Consider the following 18,049-nt stretch of genomic DNA (forward strand, 5'->3'; position numbering starts at 1 on the left):
AAAATTGCCCTAAAGTGTCTTGCACAAACAAAAAACTTCTCACAAATGGTTATATCTGATGATTAAAGATATCCACGTTTTCCCAACCCATTAAGTCTAACTCAATGCGAGTAGGAAGAAATTCAAAGCACTTTTGGGCCAATTCTTTTCTACTTTCACGTTCCAACATTAAATCTAGCTTTTCCTTTATCTTATGGAGATACAAAACATCAGATGCAGCATAACTTTTTTGTTTGTCTGTCAAATTTTCATTTCCCCAATCAGAAGATTGCTGTTGCTTATTTAATTTGGTATCAAGTAGTTCTAAGCACAGTTCTTTTAAGCTATGATTATCTGTGTAAGTGCGAACTAACCGTGAAGCTATTTTTGTGCAATAGCACGGAAGTGCCCAAGTTTCCAAGTAATAATGTATTATGCTCAGATCAAATCGCGCGAAGTGAAATATTTTAGTTATATTTTTATCCTCTAATATTTTTCTCAAATTTGGCGCTGTGTAATCGTTCTTGAGTTGAACTAAGTGAACGTTGCCATCATTAAAAGAGAGCTGCACAAGGCATAATCTATCTCTGCTATGAAGTAGCCCCATTGCCTCGGTATCAACAGCTATAGACCTTATATCATCTGGTATTGAACTAGCTGGCAAGTCGTCTTTATATAAAAATATTCCCATAAAATTAATGCATTTTTTGGCACAGTTGAAAACCTATGATAATCAAAAATGAGCCTTAAGTATACGAAAAGATCATAAGACCTGCTGAAAAAGGTGATTGAAAAAATGATGTGAGAGAGGTAGAAGAAGAATAAGCAGATCAAGTAAGGAAAAAAAATGAGCTTTAGTTACTATAATATGAAAAAACACCCAAGAAACTTTCGTAATATAACAGGTTTAACTATAGAGGAGTTCGAAAAAGTAGTGGAAAAAGTGAGGTCTGGATGGGAAAAACAGAAAAAGTGTCATGGTAGAAGATCAAAACTACCAACTCTGGAAGATAAGTTGTTTTGCGTAATTTTGTACTATCGCACTTACATAACACATAGATTTTTAGGATGCCTATTCAATGTACACAACGCAAATGTATGTAGGTTACTTAAGAGAATAGAGCCATTACTCGCCAAAAGAGTGACTATAACAAAAGATAGAAGTATGACGCCAGAAAAAATACTGAAGATTTTGGCTGATGTTACAGAACAGCAAATACAGAGACCAGAAGATAGTAAAAAACGGAAGAAATCATATTCAGGAAAAAAAAGAACCAACACTATGAAAACTGAGATTATTATCGAAGAAGGAGGAAGAATTTTATCAGTGTCAAAGTCATACCGTGGTAGAATTAGTGATTTCCGCATAAGGAAACAAGAAAAATATTTACCACTTGATAGCATAAAACATGCCGATTCTGGATATCAAGGTTGGCAAAAATTGCAAAGCAATGTTATAATTCCATATAAAAAGTATCGTAAAAAGCCATTAACTCCAGAGCATAATAGAAGATTAGCATCATTTAGAATGAGAGTAGAAAACAAGATCCGAGAGATAAAGATATTTAAGATTATGTCGAATGTTTATCGCAATTTTCAGAAAAAATATAACCTGAGGTTCAATATTATTGCTGGTATTGTAAATCTTAAGCACGCCTTTTAGTTAACCTTGATTTTAGTCACCCTCCTTTCCTTTTTTTTATCGCTTGATTCGCAGCAGGTCTATAGAAGGAACCACGCAAATTTATGGGCTCTCACATTTTTCGTGTACACGGGGTTTACAAATCGCTGTATATGCCTATAATTAAGTAAATTTAGGTTGATTTAATTGCGGGAGTAGCTCAGTTGGTAGAGCGCAACCTTGCCAAGGTTGAGGTCGAGGGTTCGAACCCCTTCTTCCGCTCTTTACTTTCAAAATCATTTCGTCAAAAATCACTTGACAAACTCCACCAACCCCCTTATCATGAAAGTGAAGCTAATTATTTATCTTCGCAATCTCTGCAGTGGATTAATGACAAAAAAACTTAATGTATTTGGCGTAAGTCATGCTTAATTTTTTGCACTATGTGCACCTCATGTCTTTATAAAACTTCTAGGTTTCTACCTATATAAGCTGAAACGCGCTTATAAAGCGTTTAAGACAGTAAAAGACGTCAAATAGACAAGGGAGAATTTGAATACTAGCCACCCTGGGGTTTCTTTGCCTTTTTTTCCGCTCAGTAAATTTCTTAACGTTTATAATTTAGGTTAATCGCATTTAAAAGCGGCTGAATCGTAGCGTTTAGAATAAAAAACGCCAATATTTTGAAGTACATGTAAATAACTAGTCACCAACGGGGCTTCTTTTGCCTTTTTTTTCGTTTAGTAAATTTCTTAATGTTTATAGCTAAACGACAACCGTCATCCCGCTGCTTGTTAGCGGGATCTCTTGTTAGCGCCGCGGCGGTATGACGGTTCGTGGCGGTATATTCGTCATCCCGCTACTTGTTAGCGGGATCTAGAGATACCGCGGCGGTATGACGGTTTGCGGTGGCATGACGATAACTTCGTCATTCCGCTATGTGTTAGCGCCGTGACGGTATGACGTAGGATTGCTGTCATCCCGCTACGTGTTAGCGGGATCTCTTGTTAGCGCCGCGGCGGTATGACGGTTCGTGGTGGCATGACGATAACTTCGTAATTCCGCTATGTGTTAGCGGCTAAGAGATACCGCGGCGGAATGACGGTCTGCGGCGGAATGACGATAATCTCGTCATCCCGCTACGTGTTAGCGGCTAAGAGATACCGTGGCGGGATGACGGTTATCAGTAAACATGAATACTTTAGCCATGCAATCAGGCTCCCTAAAAACACTTTGTAGCTCTTGAATATAAAAAATATTCCTTTAATAATAGAGCATGCTAATTGGGAATTTAATAAAGCAAGCAACTCGAGTTGGAAACAGTGAGAATACTATATGTTATATAGAATATCTCTATCAATTTGAGAAGTTTAGAAACACATTAAACCTCACTTTGTCACTAATCAAGCAAAATAGGCTTTCGTTTGAGATATATCAAGAGGGATTAATGGATATGGAAGAAGGGGTGTGTAAGACAATTCAGTCTTGCAGTGCAAACAGATATGTTATTGTGCTGAGAAGGTCAAATCCATACATTATAGTGCATGAACTTTCACATATGGTTGAAAATGAGCTTCACTTGAGCCTGGAGCAGGAATTTCTCCATAAAGTTTATCAAGATGTTGAGCAGAACCTAAAGCAAGCAAATATTCTTGTGCAGAAAATTATTAGCCAAGTTATATTTAAGGAGATACAAGCTTATCAAACTGCAAAGTCACGCGCATCTGAATTGTTTGCACGCTATTTTGAGCTATTTGCTTGGGCACAAGAGGTTTATCCTAAGGATAAAGAATACTTAATTCGCACTCAAGATTTAAACAAAGTGTTCCTTGCTACTGATCAATGGAAAAAGAGCTGCCTAGATCCACAAATGATGGATAGAATAGATAAGGAAATCAAGGAATACAGCAATAAAACCGCCACTAAAGACGTAACCAAAGTGCAAAGCAGTTGGACTAATAAATTTTCTCCTGGGGGCAAAAAAATTAGCTCCATATTTGGAGATGATGATTAGCTTAGTATAGCTAGTGCAGGTTTTCCTACGTCATACCGCCGCGGCGCTAACACGCTCAGTACAATGATACAAAGGGAGTGTTAAATAAACCATACGCGTCAAGTTAAGAAGTTGTAAGCAAGTTTAGGGAAGTTAAAGTAGATAACCTGGTCTTCCTATACCTGTCCTTTATAGAAAATTGTGACCAGTCTGTGGTAAGTTTTTTCAGAAAAATTCTCAGGTTATTAATTTTACTATTTAACGCTAAAAACAACTCCCTAATCCTTCTTTTTAGTTCAATGAAGGCCTTTGTTAAACTCAGCTCTGTATTCTCTTTCAGCTTTGTACAGCCAAATATTCCATGAAATATAAGAATTGCACACAATTTAGCATATAGCCCACATAATACTCTGTATGACTTTCCTTTAAGTTCATCAAGCCTGATGTGACTCTTATACAATTTAAATAATAATTCAATCTGCCACCTTACTCTGTAAATTGTTAAGACCTGCTCAGCGCTAATTTTACTTTCTGGAACATTAGTTATGAATATCGACCAATCCAGCAATTTTTGATTCTTTTGAGAAGATGTGTATCCATGTGACTTTGCTAACTTATTAGCCCTTCTTCTTCTGATTATAGACTGTTCTTCAGTTAATTTTTGACATATAATTCTGGCTTTAATTTTTACTTCTTTCCCTAATAGCACTTCCCTTTCTAGAAAGGATTGACCTTCTAAACATTCCAATAACTCTATTTTTTGATTTGTTTCGATGTCATATGTGTTTGTATCAGATTTATAACGGCTAACAAAATAAGCTCCAGCTTCATCAATTTGTTTAAAAGAAGCTGGCACGAAGTAGCCCAGGTCTGATATTAACAGATCATTAGTTGATATATTGCTTAAATGGCTTCTATAGCCCTGATCTGACCTTATTCCTTCCGTAAGATTAAGTTGATCCAGCGTCTGGTTTAAGTAGTCAAAAAGTATCTGTAATTTTATTCTAGACTTAGCATTGCTTTCATAATCACTATAGCTAGTGCCGTATCCTTTGTACATATTTTCCATATTATTAGGCAAGCTAATGTAGCTACTGTCCAATAATTTGACGCTTTTGAATTGCTTTAAAATTTTACAATCAATTTGTAAGCTATTCCTAAATATTAATAAGGATTCATTATACATTCTTCTCATAAATTCTACTGCTTCTTCAGCAAATCTCCAATCTAAACCCTGTTTTGTTATTTTTATTGAGTCTTCGTTGAGTAACTGACACATCGTTTCTATGCTGCAATTATCAACTCCTATATTACCAAAAACTATTGCTTTTATAAACGACGATCCTCTAAGCTTTCTTTTCCTTTTTATAAAACCTACCTCATCTGATATTTCATCTGCCTTTTCATTGAAGAATTCTTTGAGTTTTTTTGACAAGCACGCTATTCTGTCCATTGTAAGTTCTCTCTATTAAGCTATCCAAGAGAACTTATACCCTATTTTTCCTTCTCTCTGCTAATTTTCCTCTCACTTTTCCTTAACTTGACGCGTATGGGCATTAACGAATAACCATAGACCTGCTGCGAATCAAGCGATAAAAAAAAGGAAAGGAGGGTGACTAAAATCAAGGTTAACTAAAAGGCGTGCTTAAGATTTACAATACCAGCAATAATATTGAACCTCAGGTTATATTTTTTCTGAAAATTGCGATAAACATTCGACATAATCTTAAATATCTTTATCTCTCGGATCTTGTTTTCTACTCTCATTCTAAATGATGCTAATCTTCTATTATGCTCTGGAGTTAATGGCTTTTTACGATACTTTTTATATGGAATTATAACATTGCTTTGCAATTTTTGCCAACCTTGATATCCAGAATCGGCATGTTTTATGCTATCAAGTGGTAAATATTTTTCTTGTTTCCTTATGCGGAAATCACTAATTCTACCACGGTATGACTTTGACACTGATAAAATTCTTCCTCCTTCTTCGATAATAATCTCAGTTTTCATAGTGTTGGTTCTTTTTTTTCCTGAATATGATTTCTTCCGTTTTTTACTATCTTCTGGTCTCTGTATTTGCTGTTCTGTAACATCAGCCAAAATCTTCAGTATTTTTTCTGGCGTCATACTTCTATCTTTTGTTATAGTCACTTTTTTGGCGAGTAATGGCTCTATTCTCTTAAGTAACCTACATACATTTGCGTTGTGTACATTGAATAGGCATCCTAAAAATCTATGTGTTATGTAAGTGCAATAGTACAAAATTACGCAAAACAACTTATCTTCCAGAGTTGGTAGTTTTGATCTTCTACCATGACACTTTTTCTGTTTTTCCCATCCAGACCTCACTTTTTCCACTACTTTTTCGAACTCCTCTATAGTTAAACCTGTTATATTACGAAAGTTTCTTGGGTATTTTTTCATATTATAGTAACTAAAGCTCATTTTTTTCCCTTACTTGATCTGCTTATTCTTCTTCTACCTCTCTCACATCATTTTTTCAATCACCTTTTTCAGCAGGTCTACAGAAATACTGTACATTTTTAAAAAAATCACTCTGAAGCGTGCTTAATTTCAATAGCATCCACCCCATTCTGCTAGTACTCATGTCCTACGATGCCCTACTTGCCTTGAGTGCGTGCTTTTAACCCGAATTCTAGATTAGAAACAGTTTTTAGTTTGAAATCAAATCCTCATATTGCTTGCTAAGCTTGTATTTTCTTCCTCTGTTGGAAAAGTCTACAACCTCAATAAATCCCATTTCTACCCACTTTTTACAAAGCTGAGCACTGGTGCGAGGCTTAAAATTAAATAATTTGCCTACTTGACTAGCTGTAATCATGGAAAATTCCCCAAAGAGCTCAAGAGCCCTACGCTGTTTAGGATCAAGTTTACGTATAAGATCAGTCTGGTCAGTTCTGTGCCCTTCCTCGTTTATACGCTGTAAAACATTCTCAAATGCAATTGCCACACCTTCCACAAAATAATCTATCCACTTGGTAATATCTGCTTCAGCTCTTCCCATGTAATAGTTGTGCGATGGACCTATACTGATTGCTTCATAATACGCTCCTAGATTCTTGGCATAATATTCTTCCAATGAATAAAGTCCTTTTAGGTCATATCCACCAAGGTGTAAAATTAATGTAGTCAACAATCTTGCAGTACGACCATTACCGTCATAGTAAGGGTGAATTGTTACAAATTGATAATGCGCAATACCTGCAATAATTGGGCAAGGCACTTGCTCACTGTCACGAATCCAATCAATCATACTGCTCATGAGCTTTGGTACATCCTTTGCTTCAGGTGGCATATAAATTATTGCACGTGTACGGCTATCACGAATAACGTTTTGACCATCACGATAAGGTGTTGGTTTTATTTTAGATTTTCCACTTGCTATTACTAGAGCATGTAGTGTTTGAACAGCTTTCTCGGTAATGGGTATTCTCCTTGCTGCCCATTGTTCAATTCGAGTTAAGGCTGCATAATATCCTTTAACCTCATTTTCATCTCTCTTATACCTTGGGAAGTGACCTTTATGCTTTAAAATCTCTTCAATCTGTTTAGGCTCAAGTCGATTTCCTTCAATCATAGTAGAGTAGTGTGTTGTATAGAGCCTTGCAGTTTCACGAAGAGATGAAAGCATTGATACAGTGAGTGGTAAATGTAACACTTTTTCCTTTGCTGCCTCAATTCTTATAAGGCAGCTAGCAATCTTGGAGGTAATCGTATAACTTGGTATAAACTTCATCGGCGTAATATCTGCATTACATTACTTCTATATTATGCTGATAAAATGCAGATAACGCAACATTTGCAAATCTGAATACTGTTGATTACTTTCTGGATAGTTGATCTATTTCATTTATTGGCACAATTTGCGTGTCTGCTGACCTGCTTAGCTGTTTGAGAGAGTTCACAGAAATACTGTACATTTTTAAAAAGATCACTCTGAAGCGTGCTTAATTTCAATAGCATCCACCCCATTCTGCTAGTAGATCTACCTCATGTCCCGTTTGGTCACGCCAAAAGTATATATTGGCAGGTAATCCCTGATTGAGGCGCTTCTTGAAAATCTCCAAAACAATCAAATTTTCAAACAGAGCTCCTTTAAGGTAGTGTGTTTCTAGTTGACTCTCCTTTTCAAGGCCAAGGAGCGTACAAGCAAGACCAGTGTCATAGAAGTATAACTTTGGCATCTTGATTAAACGCTTGTTGGTGAAATGGTTGAAGAAAAAATATTAGGTAACTAGCTTCCAAGATATTCAGCCACTGCTGCATAGTTGTATGAGAAATGTCACAATCTTGAGCAAAAGATAAGCTACTCAACCTAAGGTTTACAATGTTTTTAAGTTGTCGAACGTCTCGCTCAATGTAGATAACTAGCCAGTGGATGCATGTTAAGGCCAGGACTTAAAAATAAATGTTTGTAGGCATCAGATAAACTGGAATGCCTATGCGCCCTGAAAGAGATATAGGGAAAATTTTGAGACCCTGTTAGTACACTTTGCAGGTTCTTAAAGATATCTCAGGATCAAAAATTGCGCCCTTTAGCTAGAAATGCCCTAGTTGCGCTTGAAAATGAGTGTCAATATTTTCTAAAGATACGTACACGTTTTTGCAATAGTTGTTTTACCAGACTCTGTAATGCCCAAAGCAGTTAGAAAATCTTTCTAAAACTGGGGTTATAGCGCGTAAGTACATAAATTTAATTTTATAGTTTCAATATGCAAGCATCGAACAGACGAAATCTGTCAAATCAGAAAGAAACACACAAATTTAAGTTTTTAGTAGTTTTCAAGTATAGTTGTACAGGGAGCGCCTTTGCAGTTATGACCGACATTTTCAATGGTGCCTAAGTGCCCGTATGCAAGCATGGTTTTGGAAGGAACGGTCAAATCATTGATGGAGTCATTTAGACTACCTCGGTTAGGAGATTGTACTATCAACCGTTCCAAGCTGAAGCGTTTCCCTATTACAAATTATATGTAGGGGTTACCATGAAAAAAGCAAAAAGTAAATTAGAAATAGTGAATCCTAATGCAGCAGGAATAGACATTGGTTCAGCTGTACACTATGTGTGTGTACCTGAAGGAAGAACGCGTTCAGAAATTTGGCTGCTTTACTGAAGACCTTCATAACTTAGCACAGTGGTTGAAAAAGTGTAAAGTTACAACAGTAGCTATGGAATCAACAGGAGTATATTGGATTCCTTTATTTCAAATACTTGAGTCATACAAATTCGAGGTAAAATGCACGGCATGTAAAGAATGTACCTGGTAGGAAGTCTGACGTTCAAGATTGCCAATGGCTCCAACAACTGCATAGCTACGGACTGCTTCATGGATCGTTTAGGCCAGATAATCAGATGTGTGTATTGCGCAGTTACGTGCGGCAACGCAAAAATCTCACTGAAAGTGCATCTACACATATTCTGCGTATGCAGAAGGCATTAATTCAAATGAATATACAATTACACAAGGTTATTAGTCATATTACTGGAGACCTGCTGAAAAAGGTGATTGAAAAAATGATGTAAGAGAGGTAGAAGAAGAATAAGCAGATCAAGTAAGGAAAAAAATGAGCTTTAGTTACTATAATATGAAAAAACACCCAAGAAACTTTCGTAATATAACAGGTTTAACTATATACGCCTTTTAGTTAACCTTGATTTTAGTCACCCTCCTTTCCTTTTTTTTATCGCTTGATTCGCAGCAGGTCTTGATTTCTTCACCGCACTCGCATCTATTTGGCAACTCTACCTTCACCACCTCATCTGCTTCCATTTTAGCTCGGCAATTTCCCTTATGTTCACCTATCTTCCTGCCGCCCTCTGACTTATCTTCTGGTGTGTCTTTTTTTATTTTGTACAGCTCTTTTGAACTTGGTAAAGATGAATTCCTTGAGTTTAAGCCAAGTTTCTCTCTTAGTTCAGCATTCTCTATTTCTAAGATTTTATTTTTTTCTTCAAGCTTTCTGCTCTAAGTTTTTACATAACTCTACAATACTGATCAACAATTGAAGCATCTAGCCTTACATTACTATCAACATTTTGTGTTATTACTACTTCAATATATTATGTCAATTATTTTTTATCCTTGCCACACCCCTGAACGGATACAACTTTTTCCTATTGTCATCCAAGCAGCGTGAGCTATAGCTAAACTGACTTAGATTTACCGACAATTTGAAAAACGACAAATTCGTCATTCCGCTACTAGTTAGCGCCGCGGCGGTATAACGTGTTGCTTGGGTCAGCTATAGAAGGAGTGCGTTGTTATTTAAATAATAGTTATGCAACAGATCTATTGAATTGAGCAGGAGCTCTTATTTGCTTTTTGCGCACTGACTACTTGTGTTTCAGTGCTTGGTATTGCTAAATCAATCAATTCCCATCCTTCATTATTTGCTTCACAAGCATTCCAACATTGAGCCAATTCCTTATTATTTTTTACAGAATCTGGCATTTTTTCATTAGGATTTTGTTCTAATGTATGCTTAATTAGAATCTTACAGCAATCTTTGCATTCAATTGACTTATCTGTACCATATAATTTAGTAACACAATCTAAAGCGGTGTTTCCACCGTAGTGTTCATGTGGGCAATCACTTTTCTATGAGAGCCTTTAACACGTCTGGAGAACGAGCCAAAGCGCAGGCATGTAAATATCCTTTCTCATTTTGCACGTTAGCCCCTGCTTTTATTAAAACTTGCGCTAGATTTGGTAAAGCGCAAGGTTTGTAATTAATAGCAATAGAAAAAAGACTATCTACTGGAAAGCCATCATAGTCTTTCAAATCAAATTTGTGATTAATATCAAAACCTTTTTCTTCCCAAGAAGTGTGTAAATCTTTATAATAGTTTTCTTTGCTTGAAGTTTGCATTCTACTTTCTAGCCTTTCTTTTATTTTTTCTATTACATTACTAATATCTAAATCGTGATCTTCATTCACTTTATACAACACATTACACAAAGCACTATAAAGCCAAGTTTCTCTATTCATTATAATTTATACCTTAAAACTATTAATATACACTTATGTAGTATATAAACTCTAAATAACATTTTGCAAAATATTAATTGTTAGATAACATAATCAAAGTTTTTATCTTACATTCATCATGGTTAGAGCTATACAAATAAAAAAAACTGGGGGACCAGAAGTATTAGAATTTGTAGATAAGAATATAGGTGAGCCAAAAGGCGAAGAAGTCTTAATACGTCATACAACTATCGGCTTAAATCGTTATGATTTAGAGCACAGAAAAGGTACACGCAAAATTAAAAATTTACCATCAGTGCTTGGAGTGGAGGCAGTTGGGGTTATTGAAAAACTTGGTAAAAAAATCAGTGGTGGATTCAAAGTTGGAGACAGAGTTGGATATTGCACAGCTCCTCCAGGGGCATATTGTGAAAAGTGCATTATACACCAGAAATATCTGATAAAAATTCCAGATGACATATCTGATGAAGTTGCTGCTGCAGTGCTGTTTAAAGGTATGACAGCTCACTATTTAGTTAATCAATCTTATAAAGTTAGGCCTGGTGCTTTCGTGCTAGTTCATGGGGCTAATGGTGGTTTAGGACAAATAATATGCCAATGGGCAAAGGATAAAAAAGGTGTAGTGATAGGTTCTGTAAGCTCTGATGAAAAAATGAAGATAGCTTTACAAAGTGGCTGCACATACGCAATAAACTACAATGATAAAGACTTCGTTTCTAAAGTTATGGAGATTACGCAAAACAGAGGAGTAGGTGCAGTGTATGACCCTATAGGTTACGCTACAAGCAAGCTTTCTTTTGAATCTTTAGGCAGGTTCGGCATATACGTTTCCTATGGGCAGATATCAGGTAACGCTCCTGTTAGTTTTTCTTTACTTAGTTCACGTTCGTTATTTGCAACTGGAACCTCAATATACCATTATAAGCATAATAGATTCACATTAGTGCTTACCACAATGGAAATCTTCGAGATGATAAGAAAAAAACTTTTAACTGTACGGATCAATAAAAAATATAAATTTGATGAAATAATTCAAGCTCATCGCGATATGGAAAATAGAAAAGCGAGTGGGTTAAATATTATCAAAATCTCTTAAATAAATTAGTAATTTAAACTAACCATTCATTAAATCATATCAACTAGAGCTTCACATATTTAATTCTCCTTTTGGGGAAATTAAAAGCATATAGCTAAACTGACTTAGGCTTACCAACAACCGTCATCCCGCTACTTGTTAGCGCCGCGGCGGTATGACGTCTTAGCTATAGATGCTGGTTTGTGTGCTCCCAGTAATTTCAAGAGAAGCTTAGTAGATAAGTTGTGTTTTAAACCAGATTCGGTATTTTAAACTGAACATTTTCAGTAATACCACCTGGCATAACTGAAACTTTTACATCCATGCTTACTTTTAGATAGTCTATTAATTCATCAACCAATATGTCAGGAGCGGAAGCACCTGCAGTGATTCCTATCTTTTCTACACCCTGCAACCAGCTTTTATTCACATAGCTGCAATTATCAATCAAGTAGGCTCTTTTTCCTCTGGCAGTGCACAGATCTAATAAGCGGTTTGAATTTGAGCTATTTTTACTTCCTACAACTAACACCATGTCTACAATTTCAGCTAGCTTTTTAACAGCATTTTGTCTGTTTTGCGTTGCATAGCATATGTCCTTTAAATCTGGACCTGTTATGCTTGGAAACCTGAGCTTCAGGGCAGCAATAATTTCATGGGTATCGTCGATGCTTAACGTGGTTTGTGTAACATAAGATAAATTATCTGGATCTGTAACTTTTAAATTGCGTACGTCCTGCACAGTTTGCACTAAAATGATAGGATTATTTACTCTTCCTCTAATTCCCTTAACTTCTGGATGATTTTCATGCCCAATGAGAATTAATTCTTTACCGCTGTTTTCATACCTTTTTGCCTCTTTGTGCACTTTGCTAACTAAAGGACATGTTGCATCAATCACTTGAATACCCTTTCTTCTTGCCTCATCTTCTATATTTTTTGACACTCCGTGCGCGCTGAAGATCAGTATTCCTCCATTATCTTCAATTTCCTCAATACTGTTCACAAAAACCACTCCTTGTCTCTTAAAGTTCTCTACTATATATTTATTGTGAACAATTTCATGTAGCACATAAACTTGGCACTTGTTTTTGTATTTTTCTAAAGTAATAGCTAATATGTCCACAGCTCTTTTTACCCCGGCACAAAAACCTCGTGGCTCAGCTAAGATGATTTCCATTTTTGTCAAATCAAGTAAACATGCAAGCATTACTTAAAAATAAGCTCCGCTCACTATGTTTTATAGTACCATTATTTATATTTTATATAATAATTATTTTTCGCATATTCTCTTTAACATTTGATCAACTTACTACTTCAGAAAATTTTAGAAAAAATAATATAGTACATAAACAACCTGATATTTTGGATAGAAATGGAGTGGTAATAGCAACAAATGTGCCCACAACATCACTATATATAGATTCAACTAAAGTAAAGAATCCGGAAAGTATAGCAGCACAACTGTGTTCTATTTTGAATGATCTTGAATACGAGAATTCATATAGAGTACTTACTTCAAAAAAGAAATTTGCTTGGGTAAAGCGGCACTTGACTCCAAAAGAACTGTTAGCAATAAAAAATGCCGGCGTGCCAGGAATAAACTTTTATAACGATGTAAAACGTATATATCCTCACAGTAATTTATTTTCACACGTGCTTGGTTACACTGACATAGATGGCAACGGTATTGCAGGAATTGAGGCATATATAAGTAAAAACAAACAACATTCTGTTATCCAAGTAGCTGACACTGGGGTCCAGAAAAAAAATACGTGGATTCCAGCATTACGCGCTGGAATAACACCTTACCAGGGTATTCAACTATCCTTAGATACACGAGTGCAAAGCATAGTGCATGAAGAGCTAACTAAAGCTGTAAGCAGATATCAGGCACTCGGCGGAGTAGGAATTGTTTTAAATGTGAGAAATAGTGAAGTCATCTCAATGGTCGGTCTGCCTGATTTTAACCCCAACCTACAGAATAAGGCAGAAGACGTACAAAAGTTTAATCGCGCCAGTCTTGGGGTGTATGAGATGGGGTCGGTATTAAAACTCTTTACAATAGCCGCAGCGCTTGATGCAAACGTTGTAAAAATTGATGATTTATATAACGTGTCAAAGCCAATCACTATTGGGAAATATAAAATTTATGATCTTCATGAATTTAAGATTCCGGAAATCACTGTGCGAGATATATTTGTGAAATCATCCAACATTGGTGCAGCAAAAATTGCAGTTAAATTAGGTATTGAAAAACAAGTAGAATACTTTAAAGCTATGAAGCTATTTTCTCCTTTGAAAATAGAAATACCAGAAAAATCTACACCGATAATCCCGGATAAATGGAGTGAAAACACTTTAATAACAGCATCTTATGGTTATGGCATAGCTGTAACTCCTATACATCTTGCACAAACTGCAGCAGCATTAATCAACAATGGGGTATTTCATAACGCAACCTTGATGTTGAATAAGAGAAGTATAGGAGAGCAAATTATCTCAAGAAGAACTTCCAGGGAAATGAGAAAATTATTACGCGCAGCAGTAACAGATGGCACTGGCAGAAAAGCAAAAATAAAGGCATATTCAATAGGGGGAAAGACTGGATCGGCGGAAAAAGTTGTAGATGGTAAATATAGCAAAGATGCAAACATAGCGTCATTTATAGGAGTGCTAACTATGCTTGACCCAAGGTATATAGTGCTAATTGCTATTGATGAACCTCAAGGGATACACCATACCGGGGGAATAATTGCTGCGCCTATAGTAAAGAACATTATAAATAAAATAGCACCTATACTAAATGTTACACCTGAGATGTAAAATTATGATTGCTTTACTATAACTTCAAATCTATCATTGCCAAAATCCTTATTAATATACCAAGAACCATCATCTTTAGTTACAAATTCAAGACCTTTAAGATTTCTTTTCATTGTCTTTCCATTTTGACCATCGATAGCGATATTAATATCGAATGTAATAACGTCTAGATTTATCATAGCTTCTTTCCCGCTGCACGAATTTAGACTGAACTTGCCTAACATGACATCATTAAAACTTACTTCCCCTGTATAGACATCACACTGACCGTCCACACAACACGTAGTCTCAATATAGAAAAGGTCTGACATATAAAACACCTTGCGTTTATAAAAAAAGAGCTAAATATATATAGCTAGTGCAGCCCTACGCCACGCCGCTATAGTCGTAAACCTAGAGCACTTTAGCTATATAACCATAATACAGCTAGGAATGTAAAATTCAATAGTTAATTGTGTAAGGAAGTCTAAATTACTACATCTTAGAGGAATGGCTGTTTAGTTTTTTTGTTAATCTTTTTTACCATGCTGTCAATCATATGCTTTATCCCTTGATATACAGAGTATATACTTTCGTCGCTACGCATATAAGCAGAACAGGAAAATACATTATGTTCTTCGTCTTCTATTGATAACCCTGTATCACACTTTATGTGTTCACCACCAAGCTTCTCTATCAACTGTTCTCTGTCATCTCCTATAGTTACCTTAACCTTACTTTCTTCTTTACCTATCTTGCCACTTAAAATTGAAACAATGATGGCTGGAGATATGCATATCGCTCCTATCGGCTTTTTTGTAACAAAAAATTCTGAAACTAATCTTTCAAATTCAGGCATTACTGTCACCATGTCTTTATTCTCAGCTAAGTCAGACAAATTTTTTGCAACCCCGTATCCACCAGGTACAACTAGCATGTCAAAATTTTCAGCTTTGGCTTCTTTTAAGTCATATATTTCACCTCTTGCGATTCTTGCTGCTTCCACAAGTACATTCCTTTTTTCTTTTGTTGCCTCTTTTGTTTTATGATTCATAACTTGTGTGATATTGATATCAGGTGCAAAGCATTTAACATCCACATCCTGCTGATCCAGCACAAGCAGACTTAAAACCGCTTCTCTTACCTCTGTACCGTCAAGGTGACCACACCCTGATAAAACCACAGCAGCTTTTAATTTTTTTTCACCCATAAAGTACCTTAATTTCATGTAATCTAGATATTTTAATACAAATTCTATATTTGGAAAGAGGTTATTATATTAATCATCTCATATTTATTATAATATAATTAATAATTGGTATATAATTAGGCATATTTATAGTTGATGAAGTTGAATATGGCACCTACAAACAGTACGTTTTTTGACACTGACTACCCAGAGCTAAGAAAAGCTATTTCAGATATAATAGAAAGCATTGTACAGTCCCCACAGGAAGAAAAAGGGAAGTTGTTTGAAGCCCTATCAGAACAAGTTAGAGGGATGAATCTCAAAGATTTAGGTTTAGCAATTAATGACCAAGGCTTGCAAAAGGAGGTAAATAAAGAATTATTTATAAAACTCATTGAAGAAGCACTTAAAGGGTTAACTTCTGAAAACGTTGACTCAAAAATAATAGAAGAGGCGTTAAAATCTGTTAATCAGCAAGCAATAAGTAACGTTATAAATAATAATAAAGGTCCGCTGGACAATCTAGTCAATTATTTTAAATCAGCATCTGCAAATAAAAAAATTGGAATAGCTTCTACCGGAATAGTATTGGGAGTAGCATTTTCTCCGCTTATTGTGCTTGCTACATTAATAGCGCTTGTAGCTATTGGAGCGCGTTATGTAGGAATAGGTATAGGAAAGGCAGGGGAAAAAATAAAAGAAGGAGCGATTGAAGCAGGAAAAGCAGTGAAAAGTTCATATAAGGATTTAATAGATAAATTACCTGAGGTTCAAAGAAGAGAAAATAATTTTGAAAAGTTAATAAGCAATTTAATGGAAAAGAATCTTGAAGCTGATGAAGGAGAAAGAACAATGCTTAGTAATGAAATAAAAATAATAAAAATGCTTCAGAATCAAGAGCAACTAGCAGCCATAGGACAGTTAATAGGGGAAGATAAGGCTGGTCTTTTGAACAATCTTATGAGCAAGGGTACTAGTACTCATGAGGAAGACATGGAGAAACTTGTAGATTTTATGAGCGAATTTCAACCTGCAATTATGGCAATTGGTAGTGACATAAAAGTTAATGAGAAAGCTCAGGAAATAAAGCCAGATTCTCAATTAGGTAGTTCAAGTGCTGAACGAGTGAGTGAAAAAGGAATCATAGGACCGAGTTGATGCATTTGAGGAGCGTTTGACGCAAAAATTACTATTAGAAAGTGGGATACGCTATTCCTTTCCATCCACTTTTTTGAGCAATCCACTTTCAAATCTAACACACATCTCAGTGATTATAATATCCAATTTTTGATCATGTTTTTCTACAGGTAAATCTTTACAATATTGTTTCTCATAGGCTACACCTATAAATATTTTTCCAAGTGGCCGCAGTTTTTCTGTCATTGTATCATACCAACCACCGCCAAAACCTAATCTATTAAAATGATCATCAAAAGCAATAACAGGAGTAATGATTGTGTCAGGAATTACATCTTCATTTGTTTCGTTCCATCCCTCAAATTTTAGTAACTGATTTTTATCAGGAACCGCTATTTTATAACCTAAATCGAATAAGCTATACATCAAAGGCACAACATTTATTTCCCCATCCATTGGAATATAAACCGCAATTGTTTTACCTTTAACGTAGCTTAAGTTCTGATTAAAGAGATTAATAAGGGAATTTGCCGCATAACTGGAGTAACTTTCATCAATATCTTTTCTTATAGCTCTATATTGCTCTCTTATTTTCTTTTTGTGCTGTTTAATATCTTTGAACATGATCTATCCATTTCGCAGTGAGTTTTTCTTGTAAACTATTTTGCTTTAAGCGCTCACTTAAAAAATCAAAGTCAATAAATTCCATATCCTGGTCTTGATTACTGCAACTATAAACAAAACTCTTTTCTCCTGTTTTTGCATTTATATGTTGCTGCACACACTGAGCGCAGATTTCTTTCATCATACACTGCATAGGAGAATTAACTGATGATATTGCTATGTGGCCTGATTTCAGATATGGCTTTAAAATTGTTTTTCTAGCTTCATTCACAGCTTTCATCATTTTGTCAGAACCAATAGTGATAATTTTATCTATAACGTTCAAATTAATACCTAATCTTCCTTGTTGATAAGAGACTATTGCATCAACTATATTACCATGAAAGGATTTATCTTGATCTCTGCTTGTTTCTATCAATCCTTCTTCACATGCCCAAACTACTGCATTTGATGCACGCTCTATCAGTGCTCGTTTAAATACATCACTTAACTTCTTATAGCCAGCGAAGTACAAAACCTTGTTATTATTTTCAAGACATGCCTTCCCTATCGAAAATAACACTGCATTTCCAACTCCACCACCAATTAGCATTATATTCTTCATGTGCTACT

General features: G+C 35.6%; 17 protein-coding genes, 1 tRNA gene and 2 pseudogenes. 7 read left to right on the forward strand and 13 right to left on the reverse strand.

Going from position 1 to position 18,049, the window contains the following annotated elements; genetic code table 11:
- Positions 1-49: 49 nt before the first annotated feature.
- Complete coding sequence (locus MWH06_03030; protein UPA55585.1) at positions 50-670, reverse strand: ribonuclease D; 621 nt, start codon at positions 668-670, stop codon at positions 50-52.
- Positions 671-826: 156 nt separating this feature from the next.
- On the opposite strand from MWH06_03030, the gene MWH06_03035 reads away from it, so the two are divergent.
- From MWH06_03035 to MWH06_03045, 3 genes are all read left to right on the forward strand, one after another.
- Positions 827-1,642, forward strand: coding sequence for a transposase (locus MWH06_03035; protein ID UPA55586.1), 816 nt, complete (start codon positions 827-829; stop codon positions 1,640-1,642).
- 167 nt (positions 1,643-1,809) lie between these two features.
- Positions 1,810-1,882 (forward strand) — tRNA-Gly (locus MWH06_03040).
- Positions 1,883-2,876: 994 nt separating this feature from the next.
- Positions 2,877-3,614, forward strand: coding sequence for a hypothetical protein (locus MWH06_03045; protein UPA55587.1), 738 nt, complete (start codon positions 2,877-2,879; stop codon positions 3,612-3,614).
- Between the two features lie 103 nt (positions 3,615-3,717).
- Here the strand turns inward: MWH06_03045 and MWH06_03050 are convergent, their stop codons facing one another.
- The 4 genes from MWH06_03050 to MWH06_03065 all read right to left on the reverse strand — a co-directional run bounded on the left by MWH06_03050 (position 3,718) and on the right by MWH06_03065 (position 7,801).
- Positions 3,718-5,046 (reverse strand): IS4 family transposase, encoded by a 1,329-nt coding sequence (locus MWH06_03050; GenBank protein UPA55588.1) that lies wholly within the window; start codon positions 5,044-5,046, stop codon positions 3,718-3,720.
- Between the two features lie 179 nt (positions 5,047-5,225).
- Positions 5,226-6,041, reverse strand: coding sequence for a transposase (locus tag MWH06_03055; GenBank protein ID UPA55589.1), 816 nt, complete (start codon positions 6,039-6,041; stop codon positions 5,226-5,228).
- Positions 6,042-6,270: 229 nt separating this feature from the next.
- Positions 6,271-7,353, reverse strand: a complete 1,083-nt coding sequence (locus MWH06_03060; protein UPA55590.1) for a Fic family protein — start codon at positions 7,351-7,353, stop codon at positions 6,271-6,273.
- A gap of 217 nt (positions 7,354-7,570) precedes the next feature.
- Positions 7,571-7,801, reverse strand: a complete 231-nt coding sequence (locus tag MWH06_03065; GenBank protein ID UPA55591.1) for a DUF4143 domain-containing protein — start codon at positions 7,799-7,801, stop codon at positions 7,571-7,573.
- A gap of 801 nt (positions 7,802-8,602) precedes the next feature.
- On the opposite strand from MWH06_03065, the pseudogene MWH06_03070 reads away from it, so the two are divergent.
- Positions 8,603-9,105: pseudogene (locus MWH06_03070) on the forward strand (IS110 family transposase).
- A 220-nt stretch (positions 9,106-9,325) separates the two neighbouring features.
- Here the strand turns inward: MWH06_03070 and MWH06_03075 are convergent.
- From MWH06_03075 to MWH06_03085, 3 genes and pseudogenes are all read right to left on the reverse strand, one after another.
- Positions 9,326-9,617 (reverse strand): annotated as a pseudogene (locus MWH06_03075) (IS66 family transposase).
- A gap of 290 nt (positions 9,618-9,907) precedes the next feature.
- Positions 9,908-10,069 carry a hypothetical protein gene (locus tag MWH06_03080; GenBank protein ID UPA55592.1) on the reverse strand — a complete coding sequence of 54 codons (162 nt, stop codon included), beginning with the start codon at positions 10,067-10,069 and terminating at the stop codon, positions 9,908-9,910.
- 139 nt (positions 10,070-10,208) lie between these two features.
- A complete protein-coding gene (locus MWH06_03085; GenBank protein ID UPA55593.1) occupies positions 10,209-10,607 on the reverse strand; it encodes a hypothetical protein in 399 nt (132 codons plus the stop codon).
- 118 nt (positions 10,608-10,725) lie between these two features.
- Here MWH06_03085 and MWH06_03090 point away from each other — a divergent pair, with 118 nt between their 5' ends.
- Positions 10,726-11,703 (forward strand): quinone oxidoreductase, encoded by a 978-nt coding sequence (locus tag MWH06_03090; protein ID UPA55594.1) that lies wholly within the window; start codon positions 10,726-10,728, stop codon positions 11,701-11,703.
- 229 nt (positions 11,704-11,932) lie between these two features.
- Here the strand turns inward: MWH06_03090 and ispH are convergent, their stop codons facing one another.
- Positions 11,933-12,862 carry a 4-hydroxy-3-methylbut-2-enyl diphosphate reductase gene (gene ispH / locus MWH06_03095; GenBank protein UPA55736.1) on the reverse strand — a complete coding sequence of 310 codons (930 nt, stop codon included), beginning with the start codon at positions 12,860-12,862 and terminating at the stop codon, positions 11,933-11,935.
- Positions 12,863-12,864: 2 nt separating this feature from the next.
- Between ispH and MWH06_03100 the strand changes: the two genes are divergently transcribed.
- Entirely contained in the window at positions 12,865-14,508 is a 1,644-nt protein-coding gene (locus MWH06_03100) for a penicillin-binding protein 2 (GenBank protein UPA55595.1), read from the forward strand.
- 2 nt (positions 14,509-14,510) lie between these two features.
- Here the strand turns inward: MWH06_03100 and MWH06_03105 are convergent, their stop codons facing one another.
- Both MWH06_03105 and elbB read right to left on the reverse strand, forming a co-directional pair.
- A complete protein-coding gene (locus MWH06_03105) occupies positions 14,511-14,819 on the reverse strand; it encodes a hypothetical protein (GenBank protein UPA55596.1) in 309 nt (102 codons plus the stop codon).
- A gap of 170 nt (positions 14,820-14,989) precedes the next feature.
- Positions 14,990-15,697 carry an isoprenoid biosynthesis glyoxalase ElbB gene (gene elbB / locus MWH06_03110; GenBank protein ID UPA55597.1) on the reverse strand — a complete coding sequence of 236 codons (708 nt, stop codon included), beginning with the start codon at positions 15,695-15,697 and terminating at the stop codon, positions 14,990-14,992.
- Positions 15,698-15,844: 147 nt separating this feature from the next.
- On the opposite strand from elbB, the gene MWH06_03115 reads away from it, so the two are divergent.
- Positions 15,845-16,834 (forward strand): hypothetical protein, encoded by a 990-nt coding sequence (locus MWH06_03115; GenBank protein UPA55598.1) that lies wholly within the window; start codon positions 15,845-15,847, stop codon positions 16,832-16,834.
- 51 nt (positions 16,835-16,885) lie between these two features.
- On the opposite strand, the gene MWH06_03120 is transcribed toward MWH06_03115, so the two are convergent.
- Both MWH06_03120 and MWH06_03125 read right to left on the reverse strand, forming a co-directional pair.
- Positions 16,886-17,437: a 5-formyltetrahydrofolate cyclo-ligase gene (locus tag MWH06_03120; protein ID UPA55599.1), complete on the reverse strand. Its 552-nt coding sequence runs from the start codon at positions 17,435-17,437 to the stop codon at positions 16,886-16,888.
- Complete coding sequence (locus MWH06_03125; GenBank protein UPA55600.1) at positions 17,421-18,041, reverse strand: oxidoreductase; 621 nt, start codon at positions 18,039-18,041, stop codon at positions 17,421-17,423. The genes MWH06_03120 and MWH06_03125 overlap by 17 nt, the downstream gene beginning before the upstream one ends.
- Between the last annotated feature and the right edge of the window lie 8 nt (positions 18,042-18,049).

The organism is Wolbachia pipientis (genome assembly GCA_023052945.1).
Lineage (GTDB): Bacteria > Pseudomonadota > Alphaproteobacteria > Rickettsiales > Anaplasmataceae > Wolbachia.